We start from the raw sequence: 22,525 nt of genomic DNA on the forward strand, positions 1-22,525 counted from the left end.
AACCTTCATCCTTCGCCTCAGTTCCTGGCGAAGGCGTATGCGCCGGAAAAGGCTCGTGATCACGCTCCTCATAGCCATCAGCCCGTGATGTCGATGCAGTGGCCGGCGATGCGGAGCGGACGAGAATGTGCAGCTATCGCTCATGATTACCTCCATAGGGTTTGAAGGTCCTGAGACCCTCGACCTGAAACAGAGGATGAATTCTGCGCGATAGGGCGGGCGCGGTAATTAAGCGCTTCCAAAAAGTTCGCAAAAACTTCCAAAGGGACTAAACAGGGCAGAACAGGATTTCGCCCCATCAGGACAACACGGACATGACCGCCTCATCTTCCTTTCTCGGCCTTCCCGATCGCCTGCCCGATGGCCGTGTGCCCCGTGCAGTGATCTTCGCAGCCGCGCACGGCAGCACCTATCCCGGCAAGGACAGCAGCGGTTATGCGCTGGCCGCCGGCGCTATCCGCGCTGCAAGCCAGGAGGATGCCGATCTCATTGAGCACTGGGATTTCGATCTCGGCGGCCCGCTCTTTGCCGGCGGGCCGGTCTCCTGCATCGATGCCGGCGAGATCGAGACCATCATGCATGACAATGCCGGCAATCGCGCCCGGATCGAGGCGAAGACGCGCGAGGTGCTGGCATTGCCGGCCGTGCCGATCCTGCTCGGCGGCGATGATTCCGTACCCATTCCTTTTCTGGCGGCTTTCGCGGATCACGGGCCGGTCTGGGTCCTGCAGATCGATGCCCATATCGACTGGCGCGACGAGCTCCATGGCGAGCGCTATGGTTATTCAAACCCGATGCGAAGGGTAAGCGAGATGCCGCACGTCGCCGGCATCGTGCAGGTCGGCATACGCGGCGTCGGCAGCGCGCGTCTGACCGAGATCGAGGCGGCCCTGCGCTATGGCAGCCATATCGTCACCGCCCGAGAGGTTCATGCCGATGGCATCGAAGCGGCCCTGCTGCATATTCCCGAGGGCGCAAGGGTCGTCGTCACTCTCGATTGTGACGGCCTCGATCCCGGCATCATGCCCGGGGTGGCGGCACGTAGCCCCGGCGGGCTGGCCTACACGCAGGTGATCGACCTGATCGCCGGTCTCGGCAAGCGGGCGCGCATCGCCGGTTTCGATCTTGTGGAGCTTTATCCTCCTGCCGATATCGACGGCGTGTCGGCGCTGACCGCATCGCGCCTGCTCGTCAACGTGCTCGGCACCATCGTCAGGCAGGGCTGAAGCCGGGCTTTGTCTCGCAGCGTAGGGGGTCGATCAACGGCTGTTTTGCCCGAGGCGCGGCTCCGTCCCTGACAGCAGCCGCCTGATATTGGCGTGATGGCGAAGGATCACGTATAGGCCGCCTGCGATCACCAGCAACCGATAGGGCAAGGGTTGCTGCAGGCCGAAGACGAGAGCGATAGCCGTCAACGCCGCCAGCATCGAACTCAGGGAAACGATCCTGGAGATGCCGAGCGCAACGCCGAAAACCACGACAGCGCCCACGCCGACAGGCCAGGACATTGCCAGCAGAACGCCGAGCCCCGTGGCCGCCGACTTGCCTCCCGTAAAATTCAGCCAGATCGAACGGCCGTGCCCCAACAGCACACCAAGACCGGCCAGGCACACAGCCCAGGGCTCGGCGCTCTGCAGATCAAGCGCTGTCGGCGGCGTATCTGATAAGACCGTCGAGAACCAGAGGTAAAACCAGCGGGCAAAGACGACTGCTGCGACGCCCTTCAGCACGTCGATGAGGAGAACCGCCAGCGCAGGCCATTTGCCGAGGGTTCGCAATACATTCGTTGCTCCGGTGGATCTGGAGCCATGCTCGCGGATATCGATGCCCTTCAGCAGTTTTCCCGCCAGGTAGCCCGTGGGTAGGGAGCCGAAGAGATAGGCGACMGCCAATCCAACCAGACTTGCTATCCAGAAAACCATGGGAACCGCCTCGATGCTCGATCTTCAGGTGGTCATTATTTCGTTGTCGCCGCCACCGTCTGCTGCCTGATGTACACAGATCGCATCCTTGATGCCAAGCGCATGAACCGCCGCGGAATACCTGGGTCTGGCATCGGGCAGGACGGTTCCAACCCGGAATGAAAGCCTCTAGGATGCGCGCCATGCAGGGATTGCGCTTTGCCTTTGGTCCATTCGTGCTTGATCCGGAGGCGGGGACGCTTCTTCGGAATGACGATCCCGTTGCCGTCGGGCACCGCGGGGTAAAATTGCTTGCCGCGCTCGTCGGGCGGCCCGGCGAAATTCTGGCCAAGACCGAGCTGATGGATGCGGCCTGGCCGGGCACTGCCGTCGAGGAGGGCAATCTCACCGTCCAGATCGCGCAACTGCGCAAGCTGCTGGGGCCGGCCGCTGATGGCGGTGAATGGATTTCTACGGTTCCGCGCATCGGCTACCGCTTTATCGGGGCCATCAAGCAGCTTGGCAGCGCGAAGCGAAAGCTTCCGGCGCTGCCGGACAAGCCATCGATTGTCGTGCTGCCCTTCATCAATGTCAGTTCTGATCCGGAGCAGGACTTCTTCGCGGATGGCCTGACCGAAGACCTGATCACTGACCTGTCCAGGTTCCCCGACCTGTTCGTCATCGCCCGCAGCTCGGCCTTTGCCTACAAGGGAAAGGCAATGGACGTGCGCGCGATCGCCGCGGAGCTTGGCGTGCGTTACCTGCTGGAAGGCAGCGCAAGACGCGCCGCCGGGCGCGTGCGCATCAATGCGCAGCTGGTAGACGCCGGGAGTGGCGACCATCTCTGGGCGGAGCGCTTCGACCGCAGCCTGGACGACATCTTTGCCGTTCAGGACGAGGTCACCGGCAAGATCGTCGAGGCGCTGCTCGGCCGGCTGCGGCCGATGCCGCCCCGCAACCGGCCCAAGAACCTCGATGCTTACGATCTCTGCGTGCGGGCGCGTACGCTGATGGATGATGCGCCGCAAAGTGCGCGGCAAACGCAGCTGATGCTGACACGGGCCATTGCCCTCGACCCTGATTATGCCGAGGCCCATCGCTGGCTTGCGCTCAACCACTGGATGGGATGGGTGCATAGCGGTGGACCGACGGACGCTGACCGCAGCGTTGCCCTGGAACTTGCGCGCAAGGCCGTCGCGCTCGATCCCAACGATGCCGGCAGCCGCTGGGTGCTGGCCTACCTGCTTGCCTACGAGCGCAGCTTTTCAGAAGCCGATGCGGAATTTGCAAAAGCCATCGCGCTAGACCCGAACGAGGCAGACACCTGGGCGGCCCTGTCAGACATTTCTGTTCTCGCCGGGCGGATCGACGAGGGTCTCGAACATATCGGCAAGGCCTTCCGGCTGAATCCTTTTCCGGCCAGCTGGTACTATCTGACGCTCGGCCAGGCGCAATATGCTGATGGTAACTACGAAGCCGTTGTCGAGACGCTGCACCGGGAGGAAACCTATCGCACAAGCTCACGCCGTTTCCTGGCGGCGGGCCTGGCCCAGCTCGGCCGGCTCGAAGAGGCCCGTGCGGAGGCCGAGCTGTTTCTCGTCGCAAACCCGCATTTCACCATCAGCCATTGGGTCGCGATGGAGCCATTCCGCGACGAAGCGACGCTCGCGCATTTCGTCGATGGCTACCGCAAGGCTGGCTTTCCGGAGTGAGATGCAGTGCGATAACTGCCCTGTTCTGTTAAAAATGTGATTACCATTCGGCTTAAGGCAATATACGCAGTATTGTTGTAGTTTCTCCTCTCGTTGGGTGGGGCAAGCCTTTAGAGTTCGATTGAGGGATCACTATGAAGACGTTTTTTGCGGCCGCGACCGCAGTATTATTGCTGCAATTTTCTCCGGTTGCAGCTGAAGCTGCCACGCTGGTTGCCAATATCAGCATCAGCAAGCAGACGATGACTGTGAGCCAGAACGGTTGGGTCAAGTATCGCTGGAGGGTTTCGACGGCGCGCAAAGGTTATTCCACGCCGACCGGTTCGTGGAGCGCCAAGTGGCTGTCGCGCGATCACCGCTCGAAGAAATACGACAATGCGCCAATGCCATTCGCGGTGTTCTTCAACGGCGGTTATGCCGTTCACGCCACGTTCGAACGCAAGCGTTTGGGCACGCCGGCCTCGCATGGCTGCGTGCGCCTCGATCCCGCCAATGCGGCGGCGTTCTTCTCGATGGCGCAGGAAAACGGTCTTGCCAATACGCGCGTGGTGATCACGCGGTAATCATGCGCTCCAGCTGATCCATATCGGGAACGACGATGTGACGATTGTTTTCGATGCGGATGACGCCCTGCTTGCGCAGCTTCGTCATCTGGCGGCTGACGGTTTCGATCGTCAGCCCCAGGAAATCGGCGATCTCGCTGCGTGAGAGCGGCAAGTCGAAGGCAGCGCTGCTGGTCGTTTCCGGCTCTGCATGCGTGGCGACGAGATAGAGAAGGCTTGCGACCTTTTCCTGGGCCGTGCGGCGGCCGAGCGTCAGCATCCATTCCCGCGCCGCATCCAGCTCCTTCAGCGCCTGGGCGTGCAGGTTATGCTGCAGTTCCGGCGTATCCGATATCATTCGGTCGAGCAGCCCGCGGGGGAAGACGCAGATTTCCGTCGGCGTGGCCGCTTCGGCCGACAATGTACTTTCCGGCACGAAGGGGCGGCCGATGAAATCGGGGGCGAATTGCAGGCCGACGATCTGCTGGCGCCCGTCAGGCATGACCTTGCAGAGCTTCACCACGCCATTCATGATGTTGGAATAGGACGAGACTTCTTCGCCCTGGGCGACGATCTCGCAGCCGGCATCGAGCTTGCGGCGAGTCGAGTGCTTGCAGAGCTCGCGCAGTTGCGCAGCCGCCAGCGCCCCGCAGACGACGCCGTGGCGTGCCTCGCAGACGCGGCAGGTTGCCGGAATACTTATGTCAGGATCTTCACTACGCGCGATGTCCATTTTCCGGTGCCCCGATCCGACCATGTGCCTGCGTTTGTGTTACGCTTCGGCCCCAAGGTCATCTATTCCGATTTCTTGCGTCTGCGTCTTGATCTTTATCAATTCCGACCGGATTCCAATTTGATCCAGATCAAAGTTTCCTTCTTCAGTGGGTTATTTCCCACCTTGAACACCAACCTGCTGCAGAAATATCCGGCTCTGTTTCGCCCTATACGAGTCATCCGGCAGCGCCGCAATTCAACGCAAGTTTAGGTGCACGGAGGTTTCGTTCTGTGTGTACATTACCCGTTGCAACCGTGGATCAGGACGATATCTGCGGCGTCGAGGCAGACGGTTTTGTCGGCACGGAGGCCAGAAAAATCATTAGCCGGGTGGCCGCTTTACGAATCGATGCCTATCTCGGACAGGCCGAAGCGCGCCATTCCATTGCTGTTTAGGCAACACCTGCTCGCCAAATTGGCTTGCAACCGGGACGAAAGCATTGGCTTTTGAAATGGATTTGCCTATGAGGAGGAGAATCTTCATTTCCAAGAGGTAGAGCGAGTGACCGCTACATTCGATAAAGTTGCCGACATCATTGCTGAAACCAGCGAGATCGACCGCGCAACGATCACGCCGGAAAGCCACACGATCGACGACCTCGGTATCGACAGCCTCGACTTCCTCGATATCGTTTTCGCCATCGACAAGGAATTCGGCATCAAGATTCCGCTCGAGAAGTGGACGCAGGAAGTCAACGAAGGCAAGGTTTCCACCGAGGAATACTTCGTGCTGAAGAACCTCTGTGCCAAGATTGACGAGCTGCGCGCCGCAAAGGCTTGAAGCAACATCATCGTCTTTTTTTCACGCCCTGCCGCCGTTGATATGGCGGCCGGGCGGTTTTGTTCCTAAGTAGGCCTTCCGACGGGCTTTTGCGCGTCGCGCCGGAGAAGACTGATGCTGCTGGAATATTTCCAGATGATTRACCGTATCGAGGCGGTGGACCTTGAGAAGCGCACGCTCGTTGCGCGCTCGGTCGTGCCGGCCAAGAGCCCCGTTTTCGAAGGGCATTTCCCGGGCATGCCGCTCGTTCCCGGCGTGCTTCTCATCGAAACCATGGCGCAGGCCTCCGGCATGCTGGTGCTGGCTGCCACGAATTTTGCATCCATGCCTTTCCTGATGTCGGTCGATGGCGCCAAGATGCGCACCTTCGTCGAGCCGGAAGCGGTGCTCGATATCGAGGCTTTCCTCGAACATGACGGCTCCGGTTTTGCCGTAACCAAGGCAAAGATCACCAGCGGCGGCAAGAAGGTCTGCGATGCGCAGCTCAAGCTGCGCACCATGCCGTTCAGCGAAATTCCGCTCGGCGATATCGTGAAGAAACGCGCGGAAGAGGTGGGCCTGATGGCCGCCATCGCTGCGCAGGGGGCGAAGGCCCAGGGGAGTGAATAGATGAGCAAGGCCGCCAATGACGTCGTCATCACCGGCATCGGCATCGTGACCTGTCAGGGTGTCGGCAAGGATGCGMATATCGCCCTCCTGACCGCCGAAGCTGCGCCCCAGACCGTCGTCGAGACCGAGAAGTTCAAACCCTATCCGGTTCATCCGCTGCCTGAGATCGACTGGTCGCAGCAGATCGCCAAGCGCGGCGACCAGCGCCAGATGGAAAACTGGCAGCGCATCGGCGTCTTCACGGCGGGCCTGGCACTCGACGATGCCGGCTTCAAGGACGACATGGAAGCCTGCGGCACCATGGACATGATCGTGGCAGCCGGCGGCGGCGAGCGCGACATCAATGTCGATACGCTGATCGTCGACGAGGGCCTGAAGCGCAACGACCGCGAGCTGCTGCTGAACGAAAAGCTGACGACGGAGCTGCGCCCGACGCTGTTCTTAGCGCAGCTTTCCAATCTGCTCGCCGGCAATATCTCCATCGTTCACAAGGTCACCGGTTCCTCGCGCACCTTCATGGGTGAGGAAGCCTCCGGCGTTTCTGCAGTCGAGACGGCCTTCTGGCGCATCAAGTCGGGCGAATCCACCCACGCGCTGGTCGGCGGCGCCTTTGCTGCCGAACGTCCGGACATGATCCTGCTCACCGAGGCGATCGGCGCACATACGCGCGGCGAATGGGCACCGCTCTGGTCGCGCTCCGGCCTCGAAGGCGGCGGGATGATCACCGGTTCGGCCGGCGCCTTCCTGGTGCTTGAATCGCGCAAGCATGCCGAAGCGCGGGGCGCGCATATCTATGCCACCATCAACGCCGTCGAAGGCGATCGCGGCAATCGCGGTGCTGGCAATTTCGAAGTTCGGATGGAGCGGCTGTTGAAGCCCGCGGCTGCGCTTGCGACTGAGACCACGGCGATCTTCTCCGGCTCGACCGGCATGCATGAGATTGCCGGACGCGAAAAGGCGGTGCTGGAGCATCAGCTTCCGGGCGCTGCGATCCGCGGCTTCGGTGGCGTTTCGGGCCACGCGATCGAGGCGCATTTCACGCTCGGCCTCGCGCTTGCCGCCCTTGCCATCGATGCAACGGCCAAGGTTCCGCCCTTCGATGCCGCGCACGAAGCGCCGATGAAGGCGGGCACGAAAGCGGCCGTCGTCACTACCGTTGGACACCAGCGCGGCGAAGGCGTCGCCGTTCTTTCCGCAGAAGCGTGAGGAGAGACTGAAATGACAGCTTCCGCTTACAGGGATCATCTCGGCCGGCCGATCGTTGCGGTAACAGGCATGGGCATCATGACCTCGCTCGGCCAGGGCCTGAAAGACAACTGGGCGGCTCTTTCGTCCGGCACATCGGGCATTCACGAGATCACCCGTTTCCCGACGGACGGCCTTTCGACGCGCATTGCCGGCACGGTCGATTTCATCGACATTCCCGTGCCGAACGCGGTCGAGCGCTCCTTTGCCTTTGCACGCGAGACGACCATCGAGGCACTTGCCAATGCCGGTATTTCCGGCGATTTCAACGGCCCGCTGTTCCTGGCCGCGCCGCCGATCGAGCCGGAATGGAGCGCCCGCTTCGAACTTGCCGACCGTTCGCCGGMAGCCGACCATCCAGGTGACGCCTATGAGCGGTTCCTCGCCGCCATGCGCCAGCGTCCCGATCCGGCCTTCCATGAGGCGGCGCTTTTCGGCGCGATTTCCGAGCGTCTCTCCGACCGTTTCGGCACGCGCGGCCTGCCGATCACGCTGTCGACAGCCTGTGCATCGGGTGTGACGGCCATCCAGCTCGGCATCGAGGCGATCCGCCAGGGCCGTACCGACCGGGCGCTGACGGTCGCGACCGACGGTTCGCTGAGTGCCGAAGCGCTGATCCGCTTCTCGCTGCTCTCGGCTCTTTCCACCCAGAACGACCCGCCGACCAAGGCCTCCAAGCCGTTCAGCAAGGATCGAGACGGCTTCGTCATCGCCGAAGGTTCCGCGACGTTGGTGCTTGAATCGCTGGAATCGGCAATTGCCCGTGGCGCCAAGATTCTCGGCATCATGAAGGGCGCGGGCGACAAGGCCGACAGCTTCCACCGCACGCGCTCCTCGCCCGATGGCGGGCCGGCGATCGCGACGATCCGCGCGGCACTTGCGGATGCCGGCATGAGCGAAGGCGATATCGGCTATATCAACGCTCACGGCACCTCGACGCCTGAAAACGACAAGATGGAATATGGCTCCATGTCTGCCGTCTTCGGCGAAAAGCTGGTTGGCATTCCGGTTTCGTCCAACAAGTCGATGATCGGCCATACGCTGACGGCGGCAGGAGCTGTCGAGGCAGTCTTCTCGCTGCAGACGATGCTGACAGGCACGCTGCCGCCGACGATCAACTACAACAACCCGGATCCGTCGATCGTTCTCGATGTCGTGCCGAACAAGAAGCGGGAAGCCCAGGTCTCGGCCGTGCTTTCCAACTCTTTCGGCTTCGGCGGACAGAATGCCAGCCTTGTCATGGCGCTCGAACCGGCTTAAGCGGTTCCCGACAACACTAAACCGTGTCGCGATCGTTCGGATTCGCTTGACACGGTTTAGGTCTTTGTCTTTACGCATGTCGTCGCCGCAAAACCGCTGCACACTTTTGCGCGACATGTTTTAGCAATAAGAAAAACGCCTTAAACGCGAGAGGTTTTGCCATGCGCGCTTTGCAACTGATCGATGACCGCAAGCTTGAGATCACCGACCTGCCGGAACCGGACGCCCCTGGTGCCGGCGAGGTGACGTTGCGCGTCAAGGCGGTTGCGCTGAACCATATCGATGTCTGGGGCTGGCGCGGCATGGCGTTCGCCAAGCGCAAGATGCCGCTCGTCATCGGCGCGGAAGCCTCCGGCGTCGTCGAAGCGATGGGCCCCGGCGTGGCGAATGTTCTGCCCGGTCAGCTCGTCGCGATCTACGGCGCGCGCACCTGCGGCCTCTGCCGTCCCTGCCGCGAAGGCCGCGACAATCTCTGCGAACATGTCTCCGGCGTGCATGGCTTCCATCTCGACGGCTTCGCGCAGGAGAAGGTGAACCTGCCGGCGCGCCTCCTGGTTCCTGCCCCTCCCGGTGTCGATGCGATCGGTGCAGCGCTTGCGCCCGTCACCTTCGGCACCGTCGAGCATATGCTTTTCGACAATGCCAAGCTCGAACCCGGTGAAACCATTCTCGTGCATGCCGGCGGCTCCGGCATCGGCACGGCGGCGATCCAGCTTGCCAAGAAGATCGGCTGCACCGTCATCACGACAGTCGGTTCCGACGACAAGATCGAGAGGGCCAAGGCGCTCGGCGCCGATCACGTCATCAACTACCGCACCGACCGCTTTGAAGGTGTGGTGCGCAAGCTCACCAAGAAGAAGGGCGTCGACGTCGTTTTCGAACATGTGGGCAAGGATACCTGGGCGGGCTCGATGCTCTGCATGAAGCGCGGCGGCCGTCTCGTCACCTGCGGTTCCACTTCGGGTGTTTCGACCGAGATGAACCTGATGATGCTCTTTCAGCAGCAGCTGAAGCTCCTGGGCTCTTTCGGCTGCCGCATGGAAAACATGGCAGACGCCATGCAGAAAATGGGCCGCGGCCTCGTTCATCCCGTCATCGATACCGAAGTCAGCTTCGACGATATCGACCGCGCCCTGGAGCGCATGGAATCCCGTCAGATCTTCGGCAAGATCATCCTGAAGATGGACTGACCGATTGAAGCTGTTCATCACCAGGATMGTTCTGGCGCTCAGGCGTTTCCAGCAATGGCTGGTGGCGCAGCTGATGTTCGGCTTCCTGAACTTCCTGAAGCTTTTCCCCGCCGATGGCGCCATGCGTTTTGCCGACCGGATGACCCGCCAGGTCGGCCGGCGGCTGAAGCGCCACAAGCTGATGCTCTACAATCTGCGCCGGGCCTTTCCGGAAAAGAGTGACGCGGAGCTTGAGGAAATCGCGCTGGAAAGCTGGGGCAATATGGGCCGGCTTGCGGCCGAATATGTCTTTCTCGACCAGCTCTTCGATTTCGATCCTGAAAGCGCCGAGCCGGGCAGGGTGGAAGTCTCGGGCATTCCGATCTTCCTGGAGCTGCGCGACAATCCGCGCCCCTTCATCGTCTTTACCGGCCATACCGGCAATTTCGAGCTCTTGCCGGTTGCCGGCAATGCCTTCGGTCTCAGCGTGACGGTGCTCTTCCGGCCGCCGAACAATCCTTACATCGCGCAGAAGGTCTTCGATTTCCGCAGCGGCCGCATGGGCAAGCTGGTGCCTTCGCATGCCGGTTCCTCCTTTGCGCTGGCGCGCCAGCTCGAAGCGGGCCAAGGGGTCGGCGTTCTCGTCGACCAGAAGTTCAGCCGCGGGTTGAAGACGAAATTCTTCGGGCTCGACACCAAGACCAATCCGCTCTTGCCAAAGCTCGTGCGGCAGTTCAATTGCGAGGTCTATCCGGCCCGTTGCATCCGCCTTCCCGGCAATCGCTACCGGCTGGAGATCGAACCGAAGATGGAGATGCCGCGCGACGAGAAGGGTAATCTCGATCTTCCCGCCACCGCGCAGATGATGAACGACAAGGTTGAGAGCTGGGTGCGCGAGTACCCGGCCCAGTGGCTGTGGTATCACGACCGTTGGGATATAAAGCGTTCCGTCAGTCTGTAAGATTCTGCCTGTAAGATTTTGCTCCTGATTTATAATCGGTGAGAAGCGACAGGTCCGCTTCAGTTGAAACTGAGCAGAGTTCATGTTACGCGTCTCTACTAGGGCGCGCAAAGTACCTACCGGAGCGCGTAATCTTTCATAAACATAGGCCTCGACCGGTCTTCGGAACGTTTCTCAGGAAATTGATATTGGGGGTATCTTGCTTGAGTTGTTCAGGGCCTTTTCCTTGCGCTGCGCGCAGATCGAGGAAGCGATAAGGCTAGGGGATGATGAGCGCGTGGCCGCGCTCKACCGCGATATCCAGCCGCTGGCAGAGGCAATCCTCGCATGCAAGGCGTCCAGTCTTGTCGAAGTCTATATGCAACTTCAGTTTGTAAGCTACCTCATCGCTGAAGATGCCGATGACGGGGCTTTCGTGACGCAATATGCCGCCGTGCTCTCCTATCTGCTCGACCGCTATTTCGGCGCCCATGCGCCGGACTGGCGCGTGCCGCTGCCGGCGGATAGGAAACTTCGCCAGCCGGCCGCCTATGTTCCCGATACCGATAACGGGCAGTTCCTCAATGCGGCGATCCTGCAGACGCTGCCGGACCGCGTGGCGGTGCTGACGAAGGATTACCGCTACCTTTATTCCAATCCCGTCAACTGCGCCCATCTCGGCAAGACTGCCATGCAGCTCATCGGCCGCCATATCGTCGACTTCATCGGCCCGGAGCGTTTTGCAAACGAGGTGAAGGAAAAGCTCGACGCCTGCTTCGACGGCATGTCGGCGGATTACACCTATGCGCGGGACGAGCGGCACAATCGCTGCCGCATGGTGCCGCTGCACGACGCATCGAAGAAGGTGATCGGGGCGCTGATCACCATCCAGAATCTCGGCGCCAACGCACCGGCCCGAGCTTAGTCCTTGCTCCAGACGGCGAGTTCGTAGCCGTCCTTGTCGACGAAATGGAAGCGGCGGCCGCCGGGGAAGGGCGTGATCGGCCTGGCGATCGTGCCGCCCGCCTTCTCGACGCTTTCGAGCACGTCCTCCAGCTTCTCGGCATAGAGGATAACGAGTGGGYCGCCCGATGTGCGCACCGGGCCGAGATTGGTGAAGCCGCCTTTCAGCCTTCCATCGTCGAACTCGCAGTAGTTCTCCCCGTAATCGGTGAAGCGCCAGCCGAAGGCCGCGCCATAGAAGGCTTTTGCCGCGCCGATGTCGGCGACGTTGAACTCGACATAGTCGATGCGGCGGTCATTTTCAGCGTCGTTGTCGGCCATCTTATTTCTCCATTAGCGATCTCAGCGCCGCCAGATCCTTCTGGATATGGGCGGCATCGGCGGCAAATTGCTCGTCGGTCATGCCCGGCAGGCGCAACAGCGTGAACATCACCTCGCAGCCATCGCCATTCGGCACGATGCGCAACGCATTATAGACGCGCAGGCCGGATTCGATGGTGACGGTATGGTCGATGATGCCGAATTCGTTCGGCGGCACGAAGCTCACGCGGACGCTGCCGAGCGGGCCGTGGGCGATCCAGTCCTCGCCATCGGGTTCCAGACCGCTCGCAAGGCCGGAGGCCCAGAGCGGCATGTTCTCCGGTCTGCCGGCGAAATCATAGACATCGCGCCAGTCTCTTTTGATCGTGACGTGGACGATGCGGGTGGGCATTGTGGTCATCGGTCTGTCCTTTTGCTTTGTGCCAGACTAGCAGGCCGGCACGGACTGTCTTGAACGAAACGGTCAGCGGCCGGTCAGTTGATCGACCATGGCGGATGGCGTCAGCGTCGTCAGTTCGCCGATCTCACGGGTCATATGGGGCTGATCGGAGAAGCCGGCTTCGAGGGCGAGGCTAGCCAGCGGCAGCGCCTCATCCGCCCGGCAGAGCGCCATGAAGCGCTGCAGGCGGCGGATGCGCTCCAGCGTCTTGATGCCATAGCCGAAATGGTGGTGGGCGCGGCGGCGCAATTGCCGTTCGCCGATATCGAGCTTCTGCTGCAGATCGCCGATGCGGCCCGGCCCATGGTCAGCGGCGGCAAAGATCAGGCGAGCCTCGGGGGCCGGCTCCGCTTCTTCCCCTGCCAGTTCACTCAACAGGGTGGCGAAGAGTGAGAGGGCGGTAGCCCCATCGGGACAGTCGGACAGATGCGGTTCGAGAAGGGCAGCCTTTCGAGGCGCGAGATCGCTCAAGGGAATGGAGAGGCCGGTGATCTCCGACAGAGGCAGATTCAGCCAGGCGGCGCCGGCGCCCGGTGCAAAACGCGCGCCGATAATGCGCATYCCCGGCGTCATCGGCGGGAAGGCGGCGGTGCGGTCCGGTCCCACAACGAAGAGGCGGCCGTCTGCGAAAAGCAGGTCGCAATAACCATCAGGGACGATGGCGACCGGGCTCGCTGTGCGAATTTCATGCGACCAGAGGCAGCGGAAATGCGGTGCGAGTACCGGTGAGGGCGCATATTCGCGGTAGCGGCCGGCTCTCTTTGCGAGCAGCGGCTTGATATCGCTCTGCCTTGCCGCGGTAGCAGTCATTCAGGCCTCCCAAACCTATGCATATGGTGCTTCCGTGGCCATTCGAAAAGCCTGTTCCGACAGCCTTTTTTCGATCCGAATCGCGGTCTTCGACCTTGCCGTTTGGGCGAGAGAGTGCCACAACATCGCACCATTTCACTCATCGGAGGTTTGTCGTGGAAAAGGCAGAAATCGGACTGATCGGCCTTGCCGTCATGGGGTCCAACCTGGCGCTCAACATTGCAGAAAAGGGCAACAAGATCGCGGTCTTCAACCGCACCCCTGAAAAAACGGATGAGTTCTACGAGAGCGCTGGTGATCTGAAGAAGCAGATCATTCCCTGCAAGACGATCGAGGAGTTCGTCGATGCAATCCGCCCGCCGCGTCCGATCATCATCATGATCAAGGCCGGCGAGCCGGTCGACCAGCAGATGGAGGCACTGCGCCCGCATCTGGAAAAGAACGACATCATGATCGATGCCGGCAACGCCAACTTCCGCGACACCGTCGCCCGCTTCGACCGCCTCAAGGATACCGGCCTGACCTTTATCGGCATGGGTGTTTCCGGTGGTGAGGAAGGTGCCCGCCACGGCCCGTCGATCATGGTCGGCGGCAAGGAAGAGTCCTGGAAGCGTGTCGAAAAGGTGCTGACCTCGATTGCCGCCAAGTACGACGGCGATCCGTGCGTTGCCTGGCTCGGCAATGACGGCGCCGGCCATTTCGTCAAGACGATCCATAACGGTATCGAATATGCCGACATGCAGATGATTGCCGAAATCTACGGCATCCTGCGCGACGGCCTCGGCAAGAGCGCGTCGGAAATCTCCGGCATCTTCGGCGAGTGGAACAAGGGCCGTCTGAACTCCTACCTCATCGAAATCTCCGAGAAGGTTCTGGCCGCGCAGGACCCGATCTCCAAGACGCCGATGGTCGACATGATCCTCGACAAGGCCGGCCAGAAGGGTAGCGGCAAGTGGTCGGCAATCGAAGCGCAGAACATGGGCATTCCGGCAACCGGTATCGAAGCTGCCGTTGCCGCCCGCAGCCTGTCGTCGATGAAGGACCAGCGCGTCGCTGCTGAAAAGATCTTCGGCGATCTCGGCGCGGCCTTCCCGATCGCCTACGGTCCTGATTTCAACAAGGATCTGGAACTGGCGCTGTTTGCCGGCAAGATCGGCGCCTATGCGCAGGGCTTTGCCGTCATGGCGGAAGCTTCCAAGGAGTTCAACTGGTCGCTGCCGATGCCGACGATTGCCCGTATCTGGCGCGCCGGCTGCATCATCCGTTCGCAGTTCCTCGACGAGATCACCAAGGCGTTTACCGATGCGCCTGACGCGGCAAACCTCATCGTCACGCCGGCCTTCTCGGCCATGGTCAAGGAATCGATCCCGGCGCTTCGTCGCGTCGTGACCGCAGCATTGGCCGCCGGCCTGCCGGTTCCGGCGCTGGTCTCGGCGCTCAGCTATTTCGACGCCTACCGCCAGGGCCGCGGCACTGCCAACCTGATCCAGGCGCAGCGCGACTTCTTCGGCGCCCACGGCTTCGACCGCCTCGACGGCAAGGATTTCCACCACGGCCCCTGGGGCAGCGGTGCATCGACCTTCTGAGGTTTGCGAAAATAGAGTTGAAAGCCCGGCCATTGCGCCGGGCTTTTTGTTATCCTGCCGCGAAGCGGGTGATTGCAATCGGGAGGTCCATATTATGCTCCACCATGCATCTTTCGGGGTGGCCGATATCGAACGAGCCGCGCGGTTCTATGATGCCGCCCTCGGCGCGCTTGGCTATATCCGCGTCTGGGAGGATCTGCGCCCCGGTGAGGCCGGACAGGCCGTCGGCTATGGTGTGCCCGGCGGCGGCGATAAGCTGGCGATCAAATCGATCGAGGCGGGGCAGGGTGCGCCGGGTGCGGGCTTCCATCTGGCCTTTGCCGCGCCGGATCGGCAGTCGATCATTGATTTTCATGCCGCAGCGCTTTCCCAGGGTGGCGTCGATAACGGTGCGCCGGGGCTAAGACAGCATTACGGGCCGAATTACTTTGCTGCCTTTGTCATCGATCCCGATGGGTATCGTATCGAGGCGGTTTTCAATCAGGTGGAATGAGGCTGGCGGGCCGATTGGAATAGCGTTGAGCGGACGTATATCCGGTATGCCTCAGTTCACGTTGTGATGTGGAATACCCCGCCAGACATTCGAACGACGCTGCACAACACTCACACAAGCTCGCCGCCGCATTTAGGTTGAGGCCGACCTGCCGGACCGAGGGACCATCATGCGATCCATTTCCACCTTCCTCATCGCCTTCTGCCTCGGCATCCTCTTCACCGCATCAGCAGAAGCCGCGGGCTTCGATTGCGCCAAGGCAGCCAGCGCCGACGAAAAGATCGTCTGCGGCGATACTCAGCTTTCCCACCTCGACGATGTCTTCAATGCCGGCTATGGCGCGGCACGGAAGACAGCTCCCGATGAGGATGATGTCGTCCACGCGGCCCGTAATTTCCTGGCCGACCGGCATGATTGCGGTAGCGACCGGGCCTGTATCCTCAGTGCCTATCTCGCCATTCTCTGGAAAATCTCGCCGGACAAAAGCAGCTTCATGCGGGGCATCTCCGCGAAGTCGCTGACGGGCGGCAAGCAGCCCGGGACTTCGGACATCCCGACAAAGGCCGGGCAATGCGCTGCAACCACGATCCTGGCGGTGCATCCGCGCGTCGAGAGTGGCGACGCACCCGCGACCGATGAGGATTTTGGCAATGGCACGGGCATCGATTATGCCAATGACGGCTACCAGGTCTCGTATAGCCGCGAGGAGATGCTGATCCGCTCAAAGCCCGGCGATCCCGTCGCCCTATGCCTGGTCGAGATTGATCGCGACTGCGAGCCGGATGAGGGTGGCCGGCTTTTCCTCGTCACCAATGGCAGGACGAAGGAAAGCTGGATACTGCCCGATGCGCAGCACAAGTGCGGGGGCTGAACGGGTTTCCGTATCTCGTAGCGCGCCGCCGATTCTGGAAGGGCAGGGCCAGGATCTAATGGCTGACGGCGAGCAAGCGCCGTGTGGACTTATTTTGGCAGGAGGTAAAATGATCAAGGCATCCATCGACCATGCGGCGCTGKCCCGGCAAATCGCTGACATCGCCACGCTGGAGGGCGAATTCGTGCTCCGTTCCGGCCAGGTGTCGCACCGCTATTTCGACAAATACCGCTTCGAAGGCACGCCGGCCCTCCTGAAGCCGTTGGCGCAGGCAATGGCCGCCCTTCTGCCTGCGGATACCGATATCATCGCCGGGCTGGAACTCGGCGGCGTTCCGCTCGCGACCGCGATCTCGCTGGAGACAGGCCTGCCCGCCGCCTTCATCCGCAAGGAGGCCAAGACCTACGGCACCTGCCGGGCGATCGAGGGCCAGGATGTGACAGGCCGCCGCGTGACCTTCATCGAGGATGTGATCAGCACCGGCGGGGCGGTGGCGGACGCTTGGCGGATGGCGATCGGCGAGAAGGCGGAGGTGCTTGGTRTCGTCTGCGCGATCTGGCGCGGCGAGGGTGCAGCGCGGATCGAAGGAGTGCCGGGGCTTGCGGTGTTTCCGGTGTTTACGCGGGCGGATCTGGAGAATGCGCGGTAGACAATGTGTTTCCCGGTTCCGCCATGTGTCAGTTGCGGTCGTTGCGATAGGCTCTAAACTGCCTGATGGTAAAACAGTCCGGGTTGTTGGCAGCGAGCATGGTGCGTTTGAACGGTCGGAATATCGAGCTGCGGCCGGCGTCTTTCGGTGACGTCGATGCCCGCCTGTCTCTCGGAAACCCTGCAGAGATTGTCGAGATGTTCGGCATTGGCCAGGACGATGTGAAGCCGCTGACCAGGGATGGAGCCATTCGCTGGGTTCAAAATCTCATCGATCATCCGAATGCCTGGATCATCGCCTTTCAAGGCCGGCTGATCGGCGATATCCGGCTGGACAGGCTCAATGTCATCGATCGCCGCGCCTTGATGGCAATCGGCATCTACGATCCGCAATTGCTGGGAAAAGGGCTGGGGAGCGAGGCTATTTGCCTCGTCCTGCACCATGCTTTCACGGAGTTGCGGCTGCACCGGATCGGGATAAGGGTACTTGCCTACAACACGCGGGCGATCCGGGCCTATGAGAAATGCGGCTTCACGATCGAAGGCAGGGAGCGGGAAGCCGCCTTTGTGAACGGTGTGTGGCACGACGACATGATGATGGGGTTGCTGGAGACGGATTTTCCGGCGCAGGCATAGACTGGTGCTTCTCGTGGATGCTATCCCGCAGGAAAGCTCCTACCGCCCTGCCGGCCATTCCGGCTTGCTGATGCTCTGTAGCAGCTCCGCATCCACGCCATCGATCCGCGCGATCACCTGTTTCGCCATCTCGCGGCCGGCGTGGCGGACGTCTTCGTAGGCGGTGATGATCTCCGGGCGGATCCAGTTGAGGATCGGGGCGGATTGTTTGGAGACGAGGTCGACGTCGTGGCCGAGGCGTTTGCCGGCGGCTTCGATGCCGGCGTTGACGGCGATGGTGGCGCTGCCGGCCGACGAGACGATACCGTCGGGCGCGCCGGGCGAAAGCATCAGCTGCTCCACGGCGTCACGGATTTCGGCGAGCGGGGCATCGATGTTGACACGCAGCGGCACTTCCTCGGCGCCGTAGTCATGCAGACCAGTCTGAAAGCCGATGCGGGTATGGGTATAATAGGTAAGCTTGCTCGGCGGCTGCAGCAGGGCGATGCGCTTGCGGCCGCGCTGGACGAGCTTCTGCACGGACTGATGGGCGTAAGCCTCGTTGTCGAAATCGTGATAGGGATGCGCGAGGCCGCCATCCGTGCGGCCGTGGGTGGTAAAGGGCATGCCGCTTTCGGCCAGCAGGCGCACGCGCGGATCGTCAGGCTCGACGCGCGAAATGATGACACCATCTGCGGAGCCGGTATCGAGGATATAGCGCACCGGCAGCATGGGATCCTTGCTGTGCGAATGCGGGGTGACGACGATATGGTATGGCGTGCCGGTCAGCACCTCGGAAATGCCGAAGACCATCTGGCTGGAAAAGCCCATGATCTCCTCGTCGATGCTGAGCACGAGGGCAATGACGTTCGTCTTGCCGGTTCTCAGGCGCACGCCGGCCCTGTTCGGCTGGTAACCGAGTTGACGGGCAACCATACGCACCCGTTCCTTCGTTTCAGCGCCAATATCCGGTGCATCTTTCAGCGCCCGCGACACGGTCGTCACGCCGAGGCCCGTCATGAAGGCGATCGTCTTCAGTGTCGGGCGCTCACGCTGAACGGAACCGGATGCCGCTCCGCCGAAATTTCCGTTGTTTTCCATCCCTCTAGGCCCGCCTCACGCGATTTGCTTCGCCTTATAGAGGCTTTTTGGCGCACTGTAAGTATGCCGCCGCTCAAAAAGCTCTCCTCCCTGAGTAGGGCAATCTGTAACGATACAGTAGAAATGTCGAGCCCTTTTTCTGATCAACGTTGCGGAGTGGTTCTCTCTGGTTGAATCCGCTGTTCGTCCCGTGTTTTTTTGCGACCGCGAAATGGTGAAAAGCCGAAATTGTCAGATTAATTAAAAATTAAATAGCAAAATCAGATATATATCGACATGCCGCACTTGCGAAACCGCTTGCTTACGCTCTTCTCATAGCGCAATGGCGGAACCGAAGAATGCTCTTATAAGCTGTAATAACGTCAGTCACAGAAAATTTTACGAGCGGGCGGTTGCGCGGATAAATCGATTGCTCTAAGTTTTTCCGGCAACGTTTCAGTGAGGGAGGAGAACTCATGAAAATCCGTATGATGGCGGCCGTGCTTGCCGCTACCGTAGCCATTCCGTTCGGCGCCGCCAATGCGACCGATCTCGAAGTCACCCATTGGTGGACTTCGGGCGGTGAAGCTGCCGCTGTGGCGGAGCTGGCAAAGGCTTTCGATGCCACCGGTAACCACTGGGTGGACGGCGCAATCGCCGGTTCCGGCAGCACCGCACGTCCGATCATGATCAGCCGCATCACCGGCGGCGACCCGATGGGTGCCACCCAGTTCAACCACGGCCGTCAGGCCGAGGAACTCGTCCAGGCCGGCCTCATGAAGGACCTGACCGATGTGGCGACCGCAGGCAAGTGGAAGGAAATCATCCGTCCGTCGACCCTGCTCGATTCCTGCACGATCGACGGCAAGATCTATTGCGCACCCGTCAACATCCATTCCTGGCAGTGGCTGTGGCTGTCGAATGCCGCCTTCCAGAAGGCCGGCGTTGCGGTTCCGAAGAACTGGGATGAATTCGTCGCTGCCGCTCCGGCCCTGGAAAAGGCCGGGATCGTTCCTCTTGCGGTCGGCGGTCAGGGCTGGCAGGCAAGCGGCGCCTTCAACGTTCTGATGATCGCTATCGGCGGCAAGGACAACTACCTGAAGGTCTTCAAGGACAAGGATGCCACACTGGCTGCCGGCCCCGAGATCGCCAAGGTCTTCAAGGCTGCCGACGATGCACGGCGCATGTCCAAGGGCAGCAACGTGCAGGACTGGAACCAGGCCACCAACCTCGTCATCACCGGCAAGGCCGGCGGCCAGATCATGGGTGACTGGGCGCAGGGCGAATTCCAGGTTGCCAAGCAGGTTGCCGGCAAGGACTATACCTGCCTTCCTGGCCTCGGCGTGAATGAGATCATCTCGACCAGCGGCGACGCCTTCTACTTCCCGCTCCAGAAGGATGCCGAGAAGGCGAAGGCTCAGGATGTGCTTGCCGCCACACTTCTCGATCCGAAGACCCAGGTTGCCTTCAATCTGAAGAAGGGCTCGCYGCCGGTTCGCGGCGACGTCGATATCTCGGCCGCCAACGACTGCATGAAGAAGGGTCTCGATATTCTCGCCAAGGGCAATATCGTCACAAGCTCCGATCAGCTCGTATCGCCCGATACGAMAAAGCAGATCGAAGACCTCTTCGCCGAGTTCTTCGCCAATACCACGATGACGCCCGACGCAGCGCAGAAGCGCTTCGCCGACATCATCGCCGCCGCCGACTGATCCTCGGTCCTCAAGCCCATCAGGTCCGGTCCTGCGTGTTGCAGGGCCGGATCGCGCCGCCGGATCTCTGATCCCCTGCGGCGACGGCACGTCACACCGGCTGCGGTCGCGCCAAGACCGCATGGCGGTTGCGGCAGAGACGGGAAGGGCGGTCGTCTTCGGATGGAGCCCCGGTCACCGAAGCGACTATGCTTCAGGAGGAACTCAATGACAGGTCAAGCGAAAGCAGGCCGACCGTTTAAATTGTTTCGCAATCTGAATTCGAAGATTGCCTCTATTCCCATGATCCTCACCGCCATGGTCATCTTTCTCGGTGGCACGATCTGGACGGTGTTTTATTCCTTCACCAATTCCAAGCTCCTGCCGCGATTGAACTTCGTCGGCATAGAGCAATATCAGCGTCTCTGGGCTGCCCCGCGCTGGGTCGTGTCCATCGAGAACCTGGCGATCTACGGCATTCTGTCGCTGATCTTCAGCCTGGTCATCGGTTTCATGCTGGCGGCTCTCATGGATCAGAAGATCCGTTTCGAGAACACGTTCCGCACGATCTTCCTCTATCCTTTCGCGCTATCCTTCATCGTTACCGGTCTGGTGTGGCAGTGGATCCTCAATCCGGAATTCGGTGTCCAGGCGGTCGTGCGGTCACTGGGATGGACGAGCTTCAGTTTCGATCCGCTCTATACGTCTGAAATCGTCATCTACGGCGTGCTGATCGCCGCCCTCTGGCAGGGCACCGGCCTCGTGATGTGCCTGATGCTCGCAGGGCTTCGCGGCATCGACGAGGATATCTGGAAGGCTTCCCGTGTCGACGGCATTCCCATGTGGCGGACCTATTTCTTCATCATCATTCCGATGATGCGGCCGGTCTTCATCACCACGCTCGTCATCATCGCCAGCGGCATCGTCAAGGTCTACGATCTCGTCGTCGCCCAGACCAGCGGCGGTCCGGGCATATCGTCGGAAGTGCCGGCAAAATACGTCTACGACTACATGTTCCAGGCGCAGAATCTCGGTCAGGGCTTTGCAGCTTCGACCATGATGCTGCTGACAGTGGCAATCATCGTCATTCCCTGGGCATATCTGGAATTTGGCGGAGGGCGCAAACGTGGCTGACAAGATCGCTCTCAAGGCCGTCGATGGCGGCGGCATTCCCTTCGAGAAGAAGGCGGTTTCCGGCTCGGCCGGACCAAAGCCGCGGCCGGTCGTTTCGGGCCGCAACATCATTGTCTACGGCACGCTTTTCGTGGCCGCGGTCTATTACATGATCCCGCTTTACGTGATGGTCGTCACCTCGCTAAAGGGGATGCCGGAGATCCGGCTCGGCAACATCTTTGCGCCGCCGATAGAAATCACCTTCGAACCCTGGGTCAAGGCCTGGGCGACGGCCTGCACCGGCCTCAACTGCGACGGTCTTTCGCGCGGTTTCTGGAACTCGGTCCGCATCACCGTTCCCTCGGTCATCGTCTCCATCGCGATCGCCTCGGTCAATGGCTATGCGCTGGCGAACTGGCGCTTCAAGGGATCGGAATTCTTCTTCTCTGTTCTCATCATCGGCGCCTTCATTCCCTATCAGGTGATGATCTATCCGATCGTCATCATCCTGCGCGAAATCGGCATCTACGGGTCGCTCACGGGGCTCGTCATCGTGCATTCGATCTTCGGCATGCCGATCCTGACACTGCTCTTCCGCAACTACTTCGTGTCTCTGCCGGAGGAACTCTTCAAGGCGGCGCGCGTCGACGGGGCGGGCTTCTGGCAGATCTTCCTGCAGATCATGTTGCCGATGTCGCTGCCGATCTTCGTCGTCGCGATGATCCTGCAGGTGACCGGCATCTGGAACGACTTCCTGTTCGGCGTGGTCTTCACCCGGCCGGATACCTATCCAATGACCGTGCAGCTCAACAACATCGTCAATTCCGTCCAGGGAGTGAAGGAATACAACGTCAACATGGCGGCAACGATCCTCACGGGACTTGTACCGCTCGTCGTCTATTTCGTGTCGGGACGGCTTTTCGTCCGTGGCATCGCCGCTGGCGCAGTGAAGGGTTGATCCC

Annotated in this window: 25 protein-coding genes; 19 read left to right on the forward strand and 6 right to left on the reverse strand. The window is 60.9% G+C overall.

Annotation, left to right across the window (positions count from 1 at the left end):
• Positions 1 to 314 precede the first annotated feature (314 nt).
• Positions 315 to 1,226, forward strand: coding sequence for an agmatinase (locus AC1DNW_RS16535; RefSeq protein ID WP_113311120.1), 912 nt, complete (start codon positions 315 to 317; stop codon positions 1,224 to 1,226).
• Between the two features lie 33 nt (positions 1,227 to 1,259).
• On the opposite strand, the gene plsY is transcribed toward AC1DNW_RS16535, so the two are convergent.
• Positions 1,260 to 1,922 (reverse strand): glycerol-3-phosphate 1-O-acyltransferase PlsY, encoded by a 663-nt coding sequence (gene plsY, locus AC1DNW_RS16540; RefSeq protein ID WP_113311119.1) that lies wholly within the window; start codon positions 1,920 to 1,922, stop codon positions 1,260 to 1,262.
• Between the two features lie 182 nt (positions 1,923 to 2,104).
• On the opposite strand from plsY, the gene AC1DNW_RS16545 reads away from it, so the two are divergent.
• Both AC1DNW_RS16545 and AC1DNW_RS16550 read left to right on the forward strand, forming a co-directional pair.
• The gene (locus AC1DNW_RS16545; protein WP_113311178.1) at positions 2,105 to 3,613 is read left to right on the forward strand and encodes a winged helix-turn-helix domain-containing protein; all 1,509 of its coding nucleotides are present in this window, start codon (positions 2,105 to 2,107) and stop codon (positions 3,611 to 3,613) included.
• A gap of 134 nt (positions 3,614 to 3,747) precedes the next feature.
• The gene (locus AC1DNW_RS16550) at positions 3,748 to 4,176 is read left to right on the forward strand and encodes a L,D-transpeptidase (protein WP_113299351.1); all 429 of its coding nucleotides are present in this window, start codon (positions 3,748 to 3,750) and stop codon (positions 4,174 to 4,176) included.
• Here the strand turns inward: AC1DNW_RS16550 and AC1DNW_RS16555 are convergent.
• Positions 4,166 to 4,888, reverse strand: coding sequence for a Crp/Fnr family transcriptional regulator (locus tag AC1DNW_RS16555; protein ID WP_113299350.1), 723 nt, complete (start codon positions 4,886 to 4,888; stop codon positions 4,166 to 4,168). The two genes, AC1DNW_RS16550 and AC1DNW_RS16555, sit on opposite strands and share 11 nt — an antisense overlap.
• 296 nt (positions 4,889 to 5,184) lie before the next feature.
• Here AC1DNW_RS16555 and AC1DNW_RS16560 point away from each other — a divergent pair, with 296 nt between their 5' ends.
• From AC1DNW_RS16560 to AC1DNW_RS16595, 8 genes are all read left to right on the forward strand, one after another.
• A complete protein-coding gene (locus tag AC1DNW_RS16560; protein ID WP_162748605.1) occupies positions 5,185 to 5,325 on the forward strand; it encodes a hypothetical protein in 141 nt (46 codons plus the stop codon).
• A 106-nt stretch (positions 5,326 to 5,431) separates the two neighbouring features.
• Positions 5,432 to 5,710, forward strand: coding sequence for an acyl carrier protein (locus tag AC1DNW_RS16565; protein WP_007814022.1), 279 nt, complete (start codon positions 5,432 to 5,434; stop codon positions 5,708 to 5,710).
• Positions 5,711 to 5,824: 114 nt separating this feature from the next.
• Positions 5,825 to 6,319, forward strand: coding sequence for a 3-hydroxyacyl-ACP dehydratase FabZ family protein (locus tag AC1DNW_RS16570; protein ID WP_477853647.1), 495 nt, complete (start codon positions 5,825 to 5,827; stop codon positions 6,317 to 6,319).
• Positions 6,320 to 7,525, forward strand: a complete 1,206-nt coding sequence (locus AC1DNW_RS16575; RefSeq protein ID WP_477853649.1) for a beta-ketoacyl-ACP synthase — start codon at positions 6,320 to 6,322, stop codon at positions 7,523 to 7,525.
• A gap of 12 nt (positions 7,526 to 7,537) precedes the next feature.
• Positions 7,538 to 8,824, forward strand: a complete 1,287-nt coding sequence (locus tag AC1DNW_RS16580) for a beta-ketoacyl-ACP synthase (RefSeq protein ID WP_477853651.1) — start codon at positions 7,538 to 7,540, stop codon at positions 8,822 to 8,824.
• Positions 8,825 to 8,985: 161 nt separating this feature from the next.
• Entirely contained in the window at positions 8,986 to 10,014 is a 1,029-nt protein-coding gene (locus tag AC1DNW_RS16585) for a zinc-binding dehydrogenase (protein ID WP_113311117.1), read from the forward strand.
• A 4-nt stretch (positions 10,015 to 10,018) separates the two neighbouring features.
• A complete protein-coding gene (locus tag AC1DNW_RS16590; RefSeq protein WP_113311116.1) occupies positions 10,019 to 10,954 on the forward strand; it encodes a lipid A biosynthesis lauroyl acyltransferase in 936 nt (311 codons plus the stop codon).
• Between the two features lie 199 nt (positions 10,955 to 11,153).
• A complete protein-coding gene (locus AC1DNW_RS16595) occupies positions 11,154 to 11,858 on the forward strand; it encodes a PAS domain-containing protein (RefSeq protein WP_477853653.1) in 705 nt (234 codons plus the stop codon).
• Here the strand turns inward: AC1DNW_RS16595 and AC1DNW_RS16600 are convergent.
• The 3 genes from AC1DNW_RS16600 to AC1DNW_RS16610 form a co-directional block, all read right to left on the reverse strand.
• Positions 11,855 to 12,217 (reverse strand): VOC family protein, encoded by a 363-nt coding sequence (locus tag AC1DNW_RS16600; RefSeq protein ID WP_477853655.1) that lies wholly within the window; start codon positions 12,215 to 12,217, stop codon positions 11,855 to 11,857. The genes AC1DNW_RS16595 and AC1DNW_RS16600 overlap by 4 nt on opposite strands.
• A gap of 1 nt (position 12,218) precedes the next feature.
• Positions 12,219 to 12,617: an SRPBCC family protein gene (locus AC1DNW_RS16605; protein ID WP_113311114.1), complete on the reverse strand. Its 399-nt coding sequence runs from the start codon at positions 12,615 to 12,617 to the stop codon at positions 12,219 to 12,221.
• 63 nt (positions 12,618 to 12,680) lie between these two features.
• Positions 12,681 to 13,466, reverse strand: a complete 786-nt coding sequence (locus tag AC1DNW_RS16610) for a helix-turn-helix domain-containing protein (RefSeq protein ID WP_113299341.1) — start codon at positions 13,464 to 13,466, stop codon at positions 12,681 to 12,683.
• Between the two features lie 155 nt (positions 13,467 to 13,621).
• On the opposite strand from AC1DNW_RS16610, the gene gndA reads away from it, so the two are divergent.
• The 5 genes from gndA to AC1DNW_RS16635 all read left to right on the forward strand — a co-directional run bounded on the left by gndA (position 13,622) and on the right by AC1DNW_RS16635 (position 17,700).
• Positions 13,622 to 15,052, forward strand: coding sequence for an NADP-dependent phosphogluconate dehydrogenase (gene gndA, locus AC1DNW_RS16615; protein WP_477853657.1), 1,431 nt, complete (start codon positions 13,622 to 13,624; stop codon positions 15,050 to 15,052).
• Positions 15,053 to 15,146: 94 nt separating this feature from the next.
• Positions 15,147 to 15,545 (forward strand): VOC family protein, encoded by a 399-nt coding sequence (locus AC1DNW_RS16620; protein WP_113299339.1) that lies wholly within the window; start codon positions 15,147 to 15,149, stop codon positions 15,543 to 15,545.
• A gap of 169 nt (positions 15,546 to 15,714) precedes the next feature.
• The gene (locus tag AC1DNW_RS16625; RefSeq protein WP_113311112.1) at positions 15,715 to 16,416 is read left to right on the forward strand and encodes a lysozyme inhibitor LprI family protein; all 702 of its coding nucleotides are present in this window, start codon (positions 15,715 to 15,717) and stop codon (positions 16,414 to 16,416) included.
• A gap of 109 nt (positions 16,417 to 16,525) precedes the next feature.
• On the forward strand, positions 16,526 to 17,065 hold the full coding sequence (gene pyrE, locus AC1DNW_RS16630) for an orotate phosphoribosyltransferase (protein WP_477853659.1): 540 nt from the start codon (positions 16,526 to 16,528) through the stop codon (positions 17,063 to 17,065).
• A gap of 98 nt (positions 17,066 to 17,163) precedes the next feature.
• Positions 17,164 to 17,700, forward strand: coding sequence for a GNAT family N-acetyltransferase (locus AC1DNW_RS16635; protein ID WP_113311111.1), 537 nt, complete (start codon positions 17,164 to 17,166; stop codon positions 17,698 to 17,700).
• A gap of 39 nt (positions 17,701 to 17,739) precedes the next feature.
• Here the strand turns inward: AC1DNW_RS16635 and AC1DNW_RS16640 are convergent, their stop codons facing one another.
• Positions 17,740 to 18,780, reverse strand: coding sequence for a LacI family transcriptional regulator (locus AC1DNW_RS16640; RefSeq protein WP_113299335.1), 1,041 nt, complete (start codon positions 18,778 to 18,780; stop codon positions 17,740 to 17,742).
• A gap of 455 nt (positions 18,781 to 19,235) precedes the next feature.
• Between AC1DNW_RS16640 and AC1DNW_RS16645 the strand changes: the two genes are divergently transcribed.
• The 3 genes from AC1DNW_RS16645 (at position 19,236) to AC1DNW_RS16655 (ending at position 22,521) form a co-directional block, all read left to right on the forward strand.
• Positions 19,236 to 20,471: an ABC transporter substrate-binding protein gene (locus AC1DNW_RS16645; RefSeq protein WP_477853661.1), complete on the forward strand. Its 1,236-nt coding sequence runs from the start codon at positions 19,236 to 19,238 to the stop codon at positions 20,469 to 20,471.
• A gap of 207 nt (positions 20,472 to 20,678) precedes the next feature.
• Positions 20,679 to 21,584 (forward strand): carbohydrate ABC transporter permease, encoded by a 906-nt coding sequence (locus AC1DNW_RS16650; protein ID WP_113299333.1) that lies wholly within the window; start codon positions 20,679 to 20,681, stop codon positions 21,582 to 21,584.
• Between the two features lie 4 nt (positions 21,585 to 21,588).
• Positions 21,589 to 22,521 (forward strand): carbohydrate ABC transporter permease, encoded by a 933-nt coding sequence (locus AC1DNW_RS16655; protein ID WP_113311177.1) that lies wholly within the window; start codon positions 21,589 to 21,591, stop codon positions 22,519 to 22,521.
• The last annotated feature ends 4 nt before the right edge of the window (positions 22,522 to 22,525 follow it).

The sequence above is a fragment of the Rhizobium sp. 05L429 genome (genome assembly GCF_056397645.1).